The sequence below is a fragment of the Streptomyces sp. PU-14G genome, from assembly GCF_041028275.1.
Classification (GTDB): Bacteria; Actinomycetota; Actinomycetes; order Streptomycetales; family Streptomycetaceae; genus Streptomyces.
Genome location: NZ_JASKYT010000167.1, coordinates 1 through 16,171, shown reverse-complemented (window position 1 = coordinate 16,171; position 16,171 = coordinate 1). Strand labels below are relative to the sequence as shown.

Annotated in this window: 14 protein-coding genes; 4 read left to right on the top strand and 10 right to left on the bottom strand. The window is 72.1% G+C overall.

The annotated features are described in order from the left end of the window. Positions 1-110: 110 nt before the first annotated feature. The 6 genes from AB8Z75_RS19875 to AB8Z75_RS19850 all read right to left on the bottom strand — a co-directional run bounded on the left by AB8Z75_RS19875 (position 111) and on the right by AB8Z75_RS19850 (position 7,698). Positions 111-1,109 carry a sugar phosphate isomerase/epimerase family protein gene (locus AB8Z75_RS19875; RefSeq protein WP_369203839.1) on the bottom strand — a complete coding sequence of 333 codons (999 nt, stop codon included), beginning with the start codon at positions 1,107-1,109 and terminating at the stop codon, positions 111-113. A 9-nt stretch (positions 1,110-1,118) separates the two neighbouring features. Next, complete coding sequence (locus tag AB8Z75_RS19870; RefSeq protein WP_369203837.1) at positions 1,119-2,309, bottom strand: Gfo/Idh/MocA family protein; 1,191 nt, start codon at positions 2,307-2,309, stop codon at positions 1,119-1,121. A 182-nt stretch (positions 2,310-2,491) separates the two neighbouring features. Beyond that, positions 2,492-3,550 carry a substrate-binding domain-containing protein gene (locus tag AB8Z75_RS19865; RefSeq protein WP_369203835.1) on the bottom strand — a complete coding sequence of 353 codons (1,059 nt, stop codon included), beginning with the start codon at positions 3,548-3,550 and terminating at the stop codon, positions 2,492-2,494. Continuing rightward, positions 3,547-4,560 carry an ABC transporter permease gene (locus AB8Z75_RS19860; protein WP_369203833.1) on the bottom strand — a complete coding sequence of 338 codons (1,014 nt, stop codon included), beginning with the start codon at positions 4,558-4,560 and terminating at the stop codon, positions 3,547-3,549. Before AB8Z75_RS19860 ends, AB8Z75_RS19865 begins: the two co-directional genes overlap by 4 nt. Positions 4,561-4,702: 142 nt before the next feature. Further along, complete coding sequence (locus tag AB8Z75_RS19855; protein WP_369203831.1) at positions 4,703-6,202, bottom strand: sugar ABC transporter ATP-binding protein; 1,500 nt, start codon at positions 6,200-6,202, stop codon at positions 4,703-4,705. A gap of 314 nt (positions 6,203-6,516) precedes the next feature. Beyond that, positions 6,517-7,698, bottom strand: a complete 1,182-nt coding sequence (locus AB8Z75_RS19850; protein ID WP_369203829.1) for an ROK family protein — start codon at positions 7,696-7,698, stop codon at positions 6,517-6,519. A 195-nt stretch (positions 7,699-7,893) separates the two neighbouring features. Between AB8Z75_RS19850 and fdhD the strand changes: the two genes are divergently transcribed. Then, on the top strand, positions 7,894-8,736 hold the full coding sequence (gene fdhD / locus AB8Z75_RS19845; RefSeq protein WP_369203827.1) for a formate dehydrogenase accessory sulfurtransferase FdhD: 843 nt from the start codon (positions 7,894-7,896) through the stop codon (positions 8,734-8,736). A gap of 638 nt (positions 8,737-9,374) precedes the next feature. Here the strand turns inward: fdhD and AB8Z75_RS19840 are convergent. Beyond that, complete coding sequence (locus AB8Z75_RS19840; RefSeq protein ID WP_369203825.1) at positions 9,375-10,478, bottom strand: bile acid:sodium symporter family protein; 1,104 nt, start codon at positions 10,476-10,478, stop codon at positions 9,375-9,377. Positions 10,479-10,822: 344 nt separating this feature from the next. On the opposite strand from AB8Z75_RS19840, the gene AB8Z75_RS19835 reads away from it, so the two are divergent. Both AB8Z75_RS19835 and AB8Z75_RS19830 read left to right on the top strand, forming a co-directional pair. Continuing rightward, a complete protein-coding gene (locus tag AB8Z75_RS19835) occupies positions 10,823-12,649 on the top strand; it encodes a long-chain fatty acid--CoA ligase (protein WP_369203823.1) in 1,827 nt (608 codons plus the stop codon). 169 nt (positions 12,650-12,818) lie between these two features. Continuing rightward, positions 12,819-13,655 carry an aldo/keto reductase gene (locus AB8Z75_RS19830; protein ID WP_369203821.1) on the top strand — a complete coding sequence of 279 codons (837 nt, stop codon included), beginning with the start codon at positions 12,819-12,821 and terminating at the stop codon, positions 13,653-13,655. 115 nt (positions 13,656-13,770) lie between these two features. Here the strand turns inward: AB8Z75_RS19830 and AB8Z75_RS19825 are convergent, their stop codons facing one another. The 3 genes from AB8Z75_RS19825 to AB8Z75_RS19815 all read right to left on the bottom strand — a co-directional run bounded on the left by AB8Z75_RS19825 (position 13,771) and on the right by AB8Z75_RS19815 (position 15,898). Next, positions 13,771-14,076, bottom strand: coding sequence for a 4a-hydroxytetrahydrobiopterin dehydratase (locus AB8Z75_RS19825; protein WP_369203819.1), 306 nt, complete (start codon positions 14,074-14,076; stop codon positions 13,771-13,773). Between the two features lie 101 nt (positions 14,077-14,177). Next, positions 14,178-15,371: a globin domain-containing protein gene (locus AB8Z75_RS19820; RefSeq protein ID WP_369203818.1), complete on the bottom strand. Its 1,194-nt coding sequence runs from the start codon at positions 15,369-15,371 to the stop codon at positions 14,178-14,180. 74 nt (positions 15,372-15,445) lie between these two features. Beyond that, a complete protein-coding gene (locus AB8Z75_RS19815; protein WP_369203816.1) occupies positions 15,446-15,898 on the bottom strand; it encodes an Rrf2 family transcriptional regulator in 453 nt (150 codons plus the stop codon). Between the two features lie 19 nt (positions 15,899-15,917). On the opposite strand from AB8Z75_RS19815, the gene AB8Z75_RS19810 reads away from it, so the two are divergent. Then, on the top strand, positions 15,918-16,171 hold a 254-nt coding region (locus AB8Z75_RS19810; RefSeq protein WP_369203814.1), incomplete at its 3' end, for a YrhK family protein.

Genomic DNA, 16,171 nt, shown 5'->3' with positions numbered 1-16,171 from the left:
TCCCCCAGCAGACCCCCGGTCCTCATATGCCGGACGGGCTGAAATCAGCCTTCCCCCAGCCTTCGGCCGGGAGGTGCCCCCAGGAAACGGTGAAAGGGCGGGGCTGGGGGTCAGTTGCCGAAGGCCGCGTCGAAGGAGGCGCTCGGCGGCTCGTAGTCGTAGGCCCGAAGCCGGGCCAGCGCCTCGGGGGCGCCGACGAGGCGGTCCATGCCCGCGTCCTCCCACTCCACGGACACCGGCCCCTCGTAGCCGATGGCCCGCAGCATGCGGAACACGTCCTCCCAGGCGACGTCGCCGTGCCCGGCGGAGACGAAGTCCCAGCCCCGCCGCGGGTCGCCCCACGGCAGGTGGGAGCCCAGCCTGCCGTTGCGGCCGTCCAGCCGGCGCCGGGCCTCCTTGCAGTCGACGTGGTAGATGCGGTCCCGGTAGTCGTACAGGAAACCGGCCGGGTCGAGGTCCTGCCACACGAAGTGCGAGGGGTCGAAGTTGAGCCCGAACGCGCTCCTGTTCCCGACCGCCTCCAGCGCGCGCTGCGTCGTCCAGTAGTCGTAGGCGATCTCGCTGGGGTGCACCTCGTGCGCGAACCTGACGCCCTCCGCGTCGAACACGTCGAGGATGGGGTTCCACCGCTCGGCGAAGTCCTCGTAGCCGCGGTCGACCATCTGCGGCGGGGTCGGCGGGAACATGGCCACCAGGTGCCAGATGGAGGACCCGGTGAAGCCGATGACCGTGTCCACGCCGAGCGCGGCAGCCGCCCGCGCGGTGTCCTTCATCTCGGTCGCGGCCCGCCGGCGTACGCCCTCGGGGTCGCCGTCACCCCAGATGCGGGGCGCGACGATGGCCTGGTGCCGCTCGTCGATGGGGTGGTCGCAGACGGCCTGTCCGGTCAGGTGGTTGGAGACGGCCCAGCAGTCGAGACCGTACTTCTCCAGCAGCCGGCGCCGCCCGTCCACGTATCCCGGCTCGCCGAGCGCCCGGTCGACCTCGAAGTGGTCGCCCCAGCAGGCGAGTTCGAGCCCGTCGTAACCGAAGTCGCGGGCCAGCCGGCAGACCTCCTCCAGGGGGAGGTCGGCCCACTGGCCGGTGAAGAGGGTGAACTTACGTGCCACGGTGACCTCCTAGGCGGTTGCCGGGTTCTCCACCGGCGTGTAGACGCAGTTCTTCTCGGCGCTCTCCTCGACGGCGGCCAGCACCTTCTGCACCTGGAGCCCGTCCTCGAAGGAGGGGGCGGGCCGGGCGCCCGTCGCGATGGCGTGCACGAGGTCGCGCGCCTGGTGGGTGAAGGTGTGCTCGTAGCCGAGCCCGTGCCCCGGCGGCCACCAGGCCTCCAGGTAGGGGTGGTCGTGCTCGGTGACGAGGATGCGGCGGAAGCCCGACTCGCCCGCCGCCTGGGTGTGGTCGTGGAACTCCAGCTCGTTGAGGCGTTCCAGGTCGAAGGCGAGGGAGCCGGCGGTGCCGTTCAGCTCGACGCGGAGCGCGTTCTTGCGGCCCGCGGCGACGCGGGTCACCTCGAAGGAGGCCAGTGCGCCGCTGACGAGCCGGCCGGTGAAGACGGCCGCGTCGTCCACCGTGACGGGTCCGCGTTCCCCTGCGGGGGCGCCGTCGCCCAGCGGGCGCTCCTTCACGAACGTCTCCGTCTGTGCGGAGACGCCCGCCAGCGGGGAGCCGGCCACGTGCTGGGCGATGTCGATGGCGTGCGCGCCCAGGTCGCCGAGTGCGCCGGAGCCCGCGGCCTCCTTGCGCAGCCGCCAGGCGAGCGGGAAGTCCGGATCCACCAGCCAGTCCTGGAGGTAGCTGACCCGCACGTGCCGGACATCGCCCAGGCGGCCCTCGGCCACCATGCGGCGGGCGAGCGCGAGCGCCGGTGTGCGGCGGTAGTTGAAGCCGACCATGGCGACCTGCCCGCGTGCGCGCGCGGCCCGCGCCGCCGCGGCCATGGCCTCCGCCTCGGTGACGGTGTTGGCCAGCGGTTTCTCGCACAGCACGTGCTTGCCGGCCTCCAGGGCCGCGATGGCGATCTCGGCATGGCTGTCGCCGGGCGTGCACACGTCGACGAGCTGGACGTCGTCGCGCGCGATCAGGGCGCGCCAGTCGGTCTCGGCCGCCGCCCAGCCCAGGCGTTGTGCGGCGGCGCGCACGGCGGCCGGATCGCGCCCGCACACGGCCGCCAGCGCCGGGGTGAGCGGCAGGTCGAAGACCCGGCCCACGGTGCGCCAGCCCTGCGAGTGCGCCTGGCCCATGAACGCGTAGCCGACCATGCCCACGCCCAGGGGCGGCGCGGTGGCGGGCGCGGTGCTGTCGTACGGCATGAAGGTCCTCCCTGTCGGGTTTGCGGCTCCCGGGGCGCGGGACCGCGCCGTGGTGCGGCGCGGCGGTGGCGGTGCCCGGGGCTCCCGTCTGCGTCAGCGATTCCGGCTGGGCCCGGCCGGCCGGTGGGGGCCCGTACCGGCCCGCGCGGGCGGTGGGCGGGTACGGCGGCCGGGCCTGCCCGTCAGGTGAAGCCGATCGGGAGGTACTCGTCGACGTTCTTCTTCGTCACCACGGCCGAGTAGAGGGTGACCTGCGCGGGGATCTCGTACTCGGCCATGCCGGCGATGCCCTTGCCCTGGCCCAGCGCGCGGGCCAGGTCGATGGCGGAGGCGGCCATGGTGGGCGGGTAGAGGACGGTGGCCTTCACCACGCTGTCGTCCTTCTTGATGGCCTCCATCACGCGCTTGGAGCCCGCGCCGCCGACCATGATGAACTCGTCGCGGCCCGCCTGCTTGATGGCGCGTTCGGCGCCGACGCCCTGGTCGTCGTCGTGGTTCCACAGCGCGTCGAAGCTCTTCTGCGCCTGGAGCAGCGCGGACATCTTCTGCTGACCCGACTCGACGGTGAACTCGGCCGCCTGGCGGGCCACCTTCTCGATGTTCGGGTAGTTCTTGAGCGCGTCGTCGAACCCCTTGGTGCGCTGCCGGGTCAGCTCCAGGTTGTCGATGCCGGCCAGCTCGACGACCTTGGCCTTCTTCTTGTCCTTGAGCTGTTCGCCGATGTAGTGCCCGGCGTTGAGGCCCATGCCGTAGTTGTCGCCGCCGATCCAGCACCGGTACGCCTGCTGCGTGGAGAAGATGCGGTCCAGGTTGACGACGAGTATCCCGGCGCGCATCGCCTTGAGCCCCGCCTGGGTGAGGGCCTTGCCGTCGGCGGGCAGGACGACGAGGACGTCGACCTTCTTGTTGATCAGCGTCTCGACCTGGCCGACCTGGGTGGCGTTGTCGTTGGAGCCCTCGGTGGCCTCCAGGGTGACGTCCTCGTACTTCTTGGCGCGGTTCTTGGCCTGCGTGGTGATGGCGTTGAGCCAGCCGTGGTCGGCCTGCGGGCCCGCGAAGCCGATGGTGACCTTCTTGCCCGGCTTGGAGTCGGCCACCTGCGCGCCGGACGACTCCTCCTTGCCGTCGTTGTTCTCGTTGCTGGTGCAGCCCGTGGCCAGGAGGGCCGCACCGGCCGCCGTGCCGAAGAGCATGTTTCTGCGGCTGGTGGCCGCCCGGGGAACGCGTGGGTTATCGGTCATGACGTGGAACGACCCTTCTGGACCAGGACGGCCGCGACGATGATCGCGCCCTTGGCGATCTGCTGGATGTCCGTCTGGAGGTTGTTGAGGGCGAACAGGTTGGTGATGGTGGTGAAGACCAGGACGCCGAGCACCGAGCCGAGAATGGTGCCCCGGCCGCCGCTGAGCAGGGTGCCGCCGATGATGGCCGCGGCGATGGCGTCGAGTTCGTACAGGTTGCCGTTGGTGTTCTGGCCCGAACCGGTGAGAATGATCAGCATGAACGCGGCGATGCCGCAGCACAGCCCGGACAGCAGGTAGAGCAGCAGCCGCTGGCGCTTGACGGCGATCCCCGCCAGCCGGGAGGCCTCCGCGTTGCCGCCGACGGCCACCGTGCGGCGCCCGAAGGTGGTGCGGTTGAGCACCAGCCAGCCGACGACGCACACGAGGGCGAAGACCAGCACGATCGGCGGGATACCGAGCACGTAGGAGTCCTTGATGCCCAGGTCGAGGACGGCGTCGACCTTGACGACCTGCGTGTTGCCGTCGCTGATCTGCAGCGCCAGGCCGCGGGCCGAGGCGAGCATGGCCAGCGTCGCGATGAACGGCACCATCGGCCCGTAGGCGATGAGCAGCCCGTTGACGAGCCCGCAGCCGAGGCCCACCAGCAGGCTGCACAGCAGCATCCCGGCGAGCCCGAAGTCCTGGGTGGCCACCGTCGTGGCCCACACGGAGGCGAGGGCGACGATCGCGCCGACGGACAGGTCGATGCCGCCGCCGATGATCACGAACGTCACGCCGACGGTGACGACGCCGATGACGGAGGCCTGGGTGAGGATCAGGCGGAGGTTCTCCCCGGCCAGGAACTCGTCGGGCTTGGTGAGCGCGCCGACGACCGCGAGGGCGAGCAGGACGCCGACGAGGGAGAGCTGCCTCACGTCGAAGCGCATCCGGCGTCTCGCCGGAGGCTCCTTCTTCGCCTCGGTGGGTGTGGGTTTGCCGGCCACGCTGGTGGGTGCGTCTGCGTTCATGTGCGGTCACCTCTGGGGCGGAGTGGTCCTGTGGGAAGTGCTCGCCGTCGCCGGGTGCGGGTGGCGGTCGTGCCCACCTGCCCCGCCCCGCGGGACGCGTGCCCACAACCCGTGCGCGCGTGGGCGGAAGGAGGCAGGCCCCTCATGCCGGGGCGCCTTCCATCACGAGGTCGAGCACACGGTGCTCGTCCAGTTCGTGGGCGGGGGCCGTGTGCACGACGCGGCCCTCTTTCAGCACCAGCACCCGGTCGGCGAGACCGAGGACTTCGGGCAGTTCGCTGGAGACGAGCAGCACGCACACCCCCTCGTCGGCCAGCCGCCGGATGACGGCGTACAGCTCCGCGCGCGCGCCGACGTCCACGCCGCGCGTCGGCTCGTCCAGCAGCAGCACCCGACAGCCGTGCAGCAGCCAGCGGGCGAGGACGGCCTTTTGCTGGTTGCCGCCCGAGAAGGTGCTCACCGCACGCTCGGGGGCGTCGGGGTGGAGGGCCAGGTCGCGGGTGTGCCGGTGTGCCGCGGCCCGCTCACGGCCGCGGTCGAGCCAGCCTCCGCGGGCGAAGCGGGGCAGCGAGGAGACGGAGACGTTGCGGGTGACCGACTCCAGCATCAGCAGCGCCTGCGACTTGCGCTCCTCGGGCGCCAGCCCGATGCCGGCGCGGACCGCGGCCGGGATGCTGCCTGGCCGCAGCGGCTTGCCGTCGACCAGTACCCGTCCCGCCGTGGGCCGGCGCGCCCCGTACAGCGTCTCCAGGATCTCCGAGCGGCCCGAGCCGACCAGCCCGGCGAGCCCGACGATCTCGCCGGGCCGCAGCTCCAGGTCCAGTGGGGCGAACTCCCCCTCCCTGGCGAGGCCTTCGGCGCGCAGCACGGGTTCGGCCTGAGCCGGGCCACCGGGCTTGGCGGGGAACGCGCTGCGCACGTCGCGTCCGGTCATCCGGGCGACGAGGTCGTCGGTGGGCGTGGTGCGGGCCGGCAGGTCGCGGGCGACGACGCGGCCGTCCTTGAGGACGGAGACGCGGTCGCCGATGCGGCGGATCTCCTCCAGCCTGTGGGAGATGTAGACGACGGCCACCCCCTCCGCGGTCAGGCTTGCGACGATGCGGAAGAGGTTGTCGACCTCATCCGGGTCGAGCGCCGCCGACGGCTCGTCCATGATGATCAGCCGGACGTCGTGGGAGAGCGCGCGGGCCATCGAGACGATCTGCGCTCCGGCGGCGGACAGCGAGCCGACGAGCGCTCCCGGGTCGATCTCCGGGTGGCCGAGGCGGGCCAGCAGTTCGGCGGTGCGGCTCCGCGCCTCGCGGGGCCTGATGACGCCGCGGGTGGCGACCTCGTGGCCGAGGAAGACGTTCTCGGCGACCGAGACGTGCTCGACCAGGTCGAGTTCCTGGTAGATGGTGGCGATCCCCAGGCGCATCGCGGAGACGGGCGTGGGCAACCGCACGGGATCGCCGCGCCAGGTGATCTCTCCCTCGTCGGGCTGGTGGGCCCCGGAGAGGACCTTGATCAGGGTGGATTTGCCCGCGCCGTTCTGGCCGAGCAGACAGTGGACCTCACCTTCCTCCACGTCGAGGTCCACGCCGTCGAGCGCTCGGACACCAGGAAAGGACTTGGTGATTGAGGACATCGTCAGCAGGGGCATGCAGGACCTCCGTCCCAGGGCCGTACGGGGTGCGCTGTGCGGTGCTCGTACTGGTGGGGCGTGCGTGCTCAAAGCCGTGCGTGGTGCGCTGTGCGGCGGTGCGTGGTGTCTCTCGCTGTGCGACGGTGCGTGGAGCTGCGCTGTGCGACGGTGCGTGGTGTCTCTCGCCGTGCGGTGACGCGTGGAGCCGGGCCGTGCGGTCATGCGGGGAGCCGTGCCGTGCCGTGGTGCTCGGTGCGGGGTGGTGCTCGGTGCGGGGTGGTGCTCGGCGGCGGGGCCGCTGTGCGAGGTGGGGTGGCGCCGTGCCTCGGGTGCTACGCGGGTGAGAACAGGTGGTCGCTGGTGAGTCGGGCCGCTCCCGTCACCCCCGCGACCTGCCCCAACTCGCCCAGCACGATGGGAAGGTTGCCGGTCGCCAAGGGCAGCGACTGGCGGTAGACCTGGGTGCGGATGCTGGCCAGCAGGGTGTGTCCGAGTCCGGTGACTCCACCCCCGATGACGACGAGAGCCGGGTTGAAGAAGCTGACGAGCCCGGCGATGACCTGGCCCGCGCGGGCCCCGCCCTCGCGGATGAGATCGAGGGAGGTGCCGTCTCCGGCGGACGCGGCGACGGCGATGTCGGCGGCGCCGAGCCGGCCGTTCGCCTCCAGCAGGCGGGCCAGTTCCGCGGAGCGCCCCTCGCGGGCCGCTTCCTCGGCGTCCCGGGCGAGGGCGGCGCCGCCGAAGTAGGCCTCCAGGCAGCCGCGGTTGCCGCAGGCGCACTGGCGTCCTTCCGGCTCGACCTGGATATGGCCGATGTCGCCCGCACTGCCGGTGGTGCCGTGGTGGACGTCACCGCCCACGACGACGCCGCAGCCGATGCCGGTACCGATCTTGACGCAGAAGAAGTCCTGCACGGAGCGGGCCACTCCGGCCTGCATCTCGCCCATGGCCATCAGGTTCACGTCGTTGTCGACCATCACCGGGCAGCCCAGTTCCTGGCTGAGCGCCTCCCGCACGGGGAAGCCGTCCCAGCCCGGCATGATCGGTGGGGCGACGGGGACGCCCTCGGGGAAGCGGACGGGGCCCGGCACGCCGATGCCCGCGCCGTCGAACCCCTCGGCGACGCCGCTGTCGCGCAGCTTGGCCACCATCGCCAGCACCTGGTCGAAGACCGCGACAGGGCCCTCGCGGACGTCCATGGGCTGGTTGATGTGGCCGAGGATCTCCAACTCGGGGTTGGTGACGGCGACGTCGATCGAGGTGGCCCCGATGTCGACGCCGAGGAAGCGCAGTTGCGGAGCGAGACGGATGTTGTGCGAGCGCCGCCCGCCGCGCGAGGCGGCGAGCCCGTCGGCGACGACGAGGCCCGTCTCCAGTAGCCGGTCGACCTCGACGGCCAGTTTGGAGCGGGACAGGTCGACGCGGTCGCCGAGTTCGGCGCGTGAGCGCGGACCGCCGTCGCGCAGCAGGCGGAGCAGCCGCGCCTGGTGCGCGTTCGCGGGCCGTGCAGTCATGCGCCTCACCGCTACCCCTCCAGCCGCCTGTGTCGGCATCACGTCCGGGAATGCACGGGGAACGTAGCAGTGGGAGCCGGGGTTGGGAAGAAGTTATGCGTTAACCAGCGCGACTTTTTCCCGCCAGTGGACAAAGGGCCGCTCCTTCCTCTGTCCGACTCCTCGCTTAAGGTCGGGGCACGGAGGTGAGGCGACATGGGCAGGGTCACCGAGCGGCGCCCGGTCATCCGGGTGCGGGACGGTGCCGTCAGCACGCGGCCCGACACGTTGGTGGCGGAGGAGCCGCTGGAGATCCGGCTGAACGGGAAACCGCTGGCGATCACCATGCGCACCCCGGGTGACGACTTCGCGCTGGCCGCCGGCTTCCTCGTCAGCGAAGGCGTCATCGGTGCGGCGGACGAACTGGCCACCATCGTCTACTGCGGCGGCGCCCGGGACGAGGGCGGCAACACCTACAACGTCGTCGACGTGCGACTGGCACCGGGCGTACCCGTCCCCGACATCGCGCTGGAGCGCAACGTCTACACGACGTCCTCGTGCGGGCTGTGCGGCAAGGCCAGCCTGGACGCCGTACGGACGACGACGCGCTGGCGGCTGGAGGCCGAACGCCCCGGCGGTCTGGGCCTCGACCTGCTGGCGGCGCTGCCCGAGCGGCTGCGCGCGGCGCAGCGGGTCTTCGACCGTACGGGCGGCCTGCACGCGGCGGCGCTGTTCTCCCCCACGGGCGAGCTCCTGGACGTGCGCGAGGACGTGGGCCGCCACAACGCCGTGGACAAGCTGGTCGGGCGCGCCGTGCAGAGCGGGGCGCTGCCGCTGCGGGACGCGCTGCTGATGGTGTCGGGCCGGGCCTCGTTCGAGCTGGCCCAGAAGGCGGTGATGGCGGGCGTTCCCGTGCTGGCCGCCGTCTCGGCGCCCTCCTCCCTCGCGGTGGACCTGGCCGAGGAGACGGGCCTGACCCTGGTCGGCTTCCTGCGCGGCACGTCCATGAACGTCTACGCGGGCGCCCACCGGCTGGCGCTGCCGGTGAGCACCGACTGAAGCCGGCACCCGCGCCGGGACCGCGGGCCGCACCCCGTCCACGCGCCCCGGACCACCACTCCGGCCGCCGGGCCGAGACAGTCGCTCCCACCGCAGGCCGGGGCCGTCACTCCCGCCGCCGGGCCGGGGCCGTCACTCGCGCCGCCGGGCCAGGGCCGTCACTCGCGCCGCCGGGCGGGCGCCGTCACTTCCACCGCCGGGCCGAGGCCGCCACTCCCGCCGCCGGGCCAGGGCCGTCACTTCCGCCGCGGGCGGGCACCTTCACTCCCGCCGCCGGGCGGGCATCTTCACTCCCACCTCCGGGCGGGCGCCGTCACTCCCACCGCCGGGCGGGCATCTTCACTCCCACCTCCGGGCGGGCGCCGCCACTCCGGCCGCCGGGCCGAGGCCGCCACTCCCGCCGCCGTCAATCCCACCGCCGGGCGGGCGCCATCACTCCCGCCGCCGGGCCGAGGCCGCCACTCCCGCCGCCGGGCCAGGGCCGTCACTTCCGCCGCGGGCGGGCGCCATCACTCCCACCGCCGGGCCGAGGCCGCCACTCCCACCGCGGGCCGAGGCCGCCACTCCCACCGCCGAGCGGGCGCCGTCGGGCCGGCCGCCGGGCGGGCGCCGCCACTCCCACCGCCGGGCCAGGGCCGTCACTCCGGCCCGAAGGCGCGGCCACGCCCGGCGGGACGTGCCGGGGACGGCGCGGCGGCCGTCGGCAAGGCACCCGCCGGGGCCCCTGCCGCGCCGGTCGCCCGCTCCTCCCCGGCCTCCCCCTCTTCTCTCTCTTCCCCCTCTTCCGCCTCTTCGTCCGGCGCCCAGCGGCGGGCGAGGTAGGCGCAGACCATGAGCTGCATCTGGTGGAAGAGCATGAGCGGCAGTACCGCGACGCTGGCCTGGGCGCCGAACAGGACGCTGGCCATGGGCAGCCCCGCGGCCAGTGACTTCTTCGAGCCGGCGAAACAGAGGGCGAGGCGGTCGGGCCGCTCGAAGCCCAGCCGGCGCGAGCCGAACCAGGTCAGGGTCAGCATGAGCGCGAGCAGGACGGCCTCGACGCCCAGCAGCGCCAGCAGCCGAACCGGCGTGACCCGGCCCCAGATGCCCTCCGTCATGCCCTGGCTGAAGGCGGTGTAGACGACGAGGAGTACCGAGGAGCGGTCCACGTAGCCGAGCACCCGTTTGTGGCGGGTGAGGAAGCCGATGAGCCAGCGCCGCACGAGCTGGCCCGCGACGAAGGGCGCGAGCAACTGGCAGCCGATCTCGATCAGGCCGCCGGCGGACAGAGCCGCCTGCCCGCCGATGAGCCAGGCCGCCAGCAGCGGGGTCGCGACCATTCCGAAGAGGCTGGAGTAGGTGCCCGCGCAGATGGCCGCCGGCACGTTGCCGCGCGCTATGGCGGTGAAGGCTATGGAGGACTGGATGGTGGAGGGGACGAGGCAGAGGAAGAGGAGCCCTTCCTGGAGCCCTGGCGTGAGCACGTAAGGAACGAGCGCGTGCGAGGCGAGGCCCAGCAGTGGGAAGAGGACGAAGGTGCACATCAGGACGGCCAGGTGCAGCCGCCAGTGGCTGAGCCCGTCCAGAGCCTCGCGGGTGGAGAGCCGTGCTCCGTAGAGGAAGAAGATCAGTCCTACCGCGATTTTGGTGGCCCAGCCGAACCCCTGGGCCACGCCTCCCGAGGCGGGGAGCAGCACGGCGATCAGGACCGTGGTCACCAGAAGCAGGACGTAGGGGTCCAAGTGTCGGGCGAGGCGGCGCATGGGCACCAAGATACCGACGGGTGGAATCGCGTTTCCGAAGCGTCTCGCTCCCCGCTCCCCCGGCGCTTGCCGGGCGCGGACCACTGCGGCCACGCCGCGGACCGCAGTGGTCCGCGCCCGGACTTCGCTTCCCGCATTCGCGAAGATTTGCGAAGCCTCGCGAAGGTTCCGTGCAGAAACCCGACGGGTCGGGCGACGACTTGGCGGCGATCCCCTCCCGCACCGTCGAACTGTCCTCAATTGACCGACTGACCTGCGCGGACTCCCTGCCGATCATGGTGCCCCATCGGATACGGTCACTCGCACCGCCCCATGTGGCGCTGTGCAGTCGAGGAGCAGAGTCTTTGCGCGAGTTCACCGTTGACGCGTTGGCGACGGAGCCCCAGGTGGGCGGGCTGGCCGACGCTGTCTTCGCGCACGCCGAGAAGCGTCCCGCCCTGCCGTTGCTGGCCCGCAAGGACCCGCACGGCCAGTGGCAGGAGGTGACCGCGGCCCGGTTCCGCGACGAGGTCGTCGCGGTGGCGAAGGGCCTGCTGGCCCAGGGCGTCCGGTTCGGGGACCGCGTCGCGCTGATGTCCCGTACGCGGTACGAGTGGACGCTGCTGGACTTCGCGCTGTGGTCGATCGGCGCCCAGCCCGTCCCCGTCTACCCCACCTCCTCGGCCGAGCAGGTCGCCTGGATGCTGCACGACGCCGATGTGACGGCCGCGGTGGTCGAGCACGAGGACCACGCGATGACCGTCGGGTCGGTCGTCGACGGGCTGCCGCGGCTGAAAAAGCTGTGGCAGCTGGACGCCGCCGCCATGGACGAGATCGTCGCCGCCGGCGCGCACCTGGACGACGAGGTCGTCCACCGGCACCGGCTGGCGCTGACCCCCGACACCGCCGCCACCGTCATCTACACGTCAGGAACCACGGGACGCCCCAAGGGCTGCGTGCTCACCCATGCCAACTTCATGGCCGAGGCCGACAACATCGTCGCCCGCTACGACCAGGTCTTCAGCGCCAAGCACGGCGAACAGGGCTCTCTGCTGCTCTTCCTGCCGCTGACCCACGTCTTCGGCCGGATGGTGGAGGTCGCCGCCGTGCGCGGCGGGATCAAGCTGGGGCACCAGCCGGAGATGACGGCCAAGGCGCTGCTGCCCGACCTGCGGGCCTTCCGCCCCACCTTCATCCAGGCGGTACCGCACCTGTTCGAGAAGATCTTCCAGAGCGTCCGCCGCAAGGCCGAGGCCGACGGCAAGCTGGGCCCCTTCGAGAAGGCCGTGGACGTGGCGGTCCGCTACGCGGAGGCGCTCGAACACAAGGCGTTCGGAACCGGCCCCGGGCCCGGCGCCGCACTGCGCATGCAACATCAGCTCTACGACAGGCTCGTCTACACCAAACTGCGGGAGGCGATGGGCGGCCGGTGCCGGTACGCCATGTCGGGCGGCTCGGCCATGGAACGGCGGCTGGGGCTGTTCTTCGACGGCGCGGGCATGCGGATCTTCGAGGGGTACGGGCTGACCGAGACCACGGCCGCCGCCGTCGCGAACCCGCCGGAGCGCCCCCGCTTCGGCACGGTGGGACAGCCGGTCCCCGGCACCACCGTGCGGATCGCCGAGGACGGTGAGATCCTGCTGTACGGCGGGCAGGTCTTCGGGGGCTATCTCAACAATCCGCACGCGACCCAGAACGCCCTGCGTGGCGGCTGGATCGCCACCGGCGACCTGGGTTCCCTGGACGACCAGGGCTATCTGACGATCACCGGCCGCAAGAAGGAGATCCTGGTGACCTCCGGCGGCAAGAGCGTCTCCCCGGGACCGCTGGAGGACCGGGTGCGGGAGCATCCGCTGGTCGGCCAGTGCATCGTGCTGGGCAACGACAGGCCGTACGTGTCCGCGCTGCTCACCCTCGACGAGGAAGCCGTGCAGCACTGGCTGGCGATGCGGGAGAAGCCGGGTCTGGACCCCGCCGAGCTGCTGCGGGACGAGGACCTGGAGCGGGAGATGCGGCGGGCCGTCGTCGCGGCGAACACCCAGGTCTCGCAGGCGGAGTCCATCCGCACCTTCCGGATACTGGCCCAGCCCTTCACGGAGGAGGACGGGCTGCTGACGCCGTCGATGAAGCTGAAGCGGGGCGCGATCGAGACCGCCTATGCCTCCGAGATAGAGGCCTTGTACCGGGGCTGACCGCCCGGATCGGGGCGCCGGGGCTGAGGCGGCCCGGATCGGGGGTACCCCGGGGCACGAGCGCTCCGCGCCGGGGGGAGGGGCCGGGAAGGAACAGATGCCCGGCGTCGAGCGTTCATCAGGGGGGCAAGCACGAAGAGAAGCCGAAACAAACGTAAGGACCCCTCGCGTGAGCAACGTTCCCACCACCACGCTCAACAACGGCGTCGAGATGCCGCAGCTCGGCTTCGGCGTCTGGCAGGTGCCCGCCGACGAGGCGGCCACGGCGGTGACCACGGCGCTGGAGTCCGGCTACCGCAGCATCGACACCGCCGCGGCGTACGAGAACGAGGAAGGCGTGGGCCGCGCCCTCGCCGACTCGGGCCTGCCGCGCGACGAGCTGTTCGTCACCACCAAGCTGTGGAACTCCGAGCAGGGCCACGACTCGACCCTGCGCGCCTTCGACGCCTCCCTGGCCAAGCTCGGTCTCGACTTCGTGGATCTCTACCTCATCCACTGGCCGATGCCCGAGGTCGACAAGTACGCGGACAGCTGGCGCGCGTTCGAGAAGATCTACGCCGAGGGGCGCGCCCGCGCCATCGGCGTCTCCAACTTCCAGCCGACCCACCTCAACCGGCTGCTCGAGCTCGGCGGCACGGTCCCCGCCATCAACCAGATCGAGCTCCACCCGCGGCTCCAGCAGTCCGTACCCCGCGCCTACCACACCGACCACGGCATCGCCACCGAGGCCTGGTCCCCGCTCGGCCAGGGTGGTGACCTGCTCGACGACCCGACGCTGACCGGGATCGCGGGCAAGCACGGCAAGACCGTCGCCCAGGTGGTGCTCCGCTGGCACCTGCAGCTGGGCAACGTGGTGATCCCCAAGTCGGTCACCCCGTCCCGGGTGCGCGAGAACTTCGACCTGTTCGACTTCGAGCTCACCAGCGAGGACATGGCCGAGATCGCCACCCTCAACACGGACACCCGGCTGGGCCCCGACCCGGACTCGATGAACTGGATGGGCTGACCGCCAGGGCCCGGCACGTCCACGGCCCGGGCGCGCGCACGCGGCCGGTGGCACCCCCGAAGGGGCCACCGGCCGCGTGACGCCGCGGGCCGCGTGGCGCCGCGAGCCGGGCCTTTCAGCTGGCCCCGTGTCCCGGAGCGATCTCCTCGATACGCCGGGCCAGCGCCACGTCCAGCTCGGTGATCTTTCCGCCGACGCTGTGCGTGTTGACCGTGACGGACAGCGAGTTGTAACCGAGCGTCAGCTCGGAGTGGTGGTTGAGCTCCTCCTGGAGAGCGGCGATGTGCAGGGCCATCGCCGCGGCCGGCAGGTGGCCGGGCAGTGCGTAGGAGCGGGAGACGCTGTCGCCGTCGGTCGTCCAGTGCGGCAGACCGGCCAACGCCTGCTCGGTCTCCTCGGGGGTCAGCGGCTGCGGCGCCATGAGATGCCCTTCCTTCCGTCCGACGGTGCTTGCCTTCACGGTCAGCCTGCCACGCGCCGGCGGTCGCCGTCCGGTCAGGGAACCGCTGCCGCAGGCGGCCGTCAACCGGCCAGCCACATGTCGGGCCCGAAGACCTCGTAGTGGATGCGGTCCGCGGCGACGCCGCTTTCCAGCAGTTGGGCACGCAGGGCGCGCATGAAGGGGAGCGGGCCGCACAGACAGGCGCGCAGACCGGCCGGGAGGGTCACCTCCGCGAGGTCCATGCGGCCGTCGCTGTCGGTGTACCAGGTGTGGGCGCGCGCGTCGGCGAGCTTGGCCAGCAAGCGCGCGCGTTCCTCGCGCAGGGCGTGGTCGCCCGGCGTGCGGTCCGCGTGCAGGGAGACGACAGGGCCCTGGTGTCCCTCGTCGACCAGCTGGTGCAGCATCGCCTGGATCGGGGTGCAGCCGATGCCCGCCGAGGCGAGCAGCACGGGGGTGTGTGCGTCCTCGGTGCGCAGCACCAGGTCGCCGTACGGCGCGGAGACCTCCAGCCGGGAGCCGGCGCGCACGTGGTCGTGCAGGTGCTGGGAGACCTCGCCCGCGGGCGCGTTCGCGCGCAGCTCCCGCTTGACGGTCACCGCGTGGACGGGGTCACCGGGTGCGCCACTCAGGCTGTACTGCCGGATCTGCCGGGCTCCGTCGGGCAGTTCGACGCGGACGGACACGTACTGTCCCGCGCGGAAACGGGGAGCGGGGCGGCCGTCGGCGGGCCGGATCCGGAAGGTGGCCGTCTCGCCCGTCTCCTCGACCCGCTCGACCACCTGCCAGGGGCGCCAGGTTCCGCCGTCCTCGCCCGCCACGACCCCGTGTTGCGCGTAGAGACCGCGTTCGGCCGCCCGCAGCGTGTCGGCCATCAGCCAGTACACCTCGTCCCAGGCGGTGACCACCTCGTCGGTGGCGGCTTCGCCGAGCACCTCGCCCAGCGCCGCGAACAGGTGGGTGCGCACGATCTCGTACTGCTCGGGAGCGATGCCGAGGGAGGCGTGCTTGTGCGCGATACGCGTCAGCATGGCCTCGGGGAGCCGCCCCTGAGGGGTGACCAGTGCCGTCGCGTACGCGGCGATCGAGCCGGCGAGGGCCTGCCGCTGAGTGCCGGACGCCTGGTTGCCCCGGTTGAACAGGTGGGTGCCGAGTTCGGGGTGCGCCGCGAACATCCGGCGGTAGAAGAGACCCGAGACCTCTTCGATCGCCTCGGCGACGGCCGGAAGAGTGGCTCGGACGATCTCGGCGGACTTCTGTGACAGGTCAGTGCTCACAGCGCACTCCAAACATGCATCTCACATTCATATTCAACGGCGCGGCACGCCGTCCCGTGGCGGGTGACACGCGCTCAGCCGGCCGCGCCGCCCGGGCCCCGGCCCACCATTCCCAGCAGGACGGGCCCTGTGGGCGACTCGACGAGGTCGGAGACGGTCAGCGGGTCGAGCGTGGCGAAGAAGGCCTCCTGCGCGGAGCGCAGGGCAGAACGGAGCCGGCAGGCCCGGTGCAGCGGGCACGGGTTGTCCCCCTCGCACTCGACCACGTCCCCCGCGCCCTCGAACTCGCGCACGAGCCAGCCCACCGACGCCGTCCGCCCGGCCCCGGTGAGCGCCAGGCCGCCGCCCCGGCCGCGCCAGGTCTCCACCGCACCGAGCCGCTGGAGGCGGTTCACCACTTTCGCCAGGTGGCTGTAGGGAACGGCCATGTCGTCGGCGACCTGCCGGGCGACGCACAACTCGTCACCCGCCACCGCCAGACGCATCACCACGCGCAGTGCCAGATCCGTCGACTTCGCCAACCGCATGACGGCACCCTAATGAAATGTGAATCTGTTGTGCAAATTTTGTGCCCGCGAGGGCGCCCGCCACCGGCTCGTCGCACCGCCGCCGCGCCGCGCGGCTCCACTAGCGTCTGATCCCGTGCCCCAGAACCCGTCCCCGCGCCATCGAGCAGGCAGCCTCACCCTGCACATCGGCCACGCTGAGCTCGTCGTCCGGCAGCGCTACGAGGCGGCCAGCGTCGCCAACGACGCGCTGACCGCCGCCTGCTTCCTGATCGGCAGCATCATGTTCTTCTC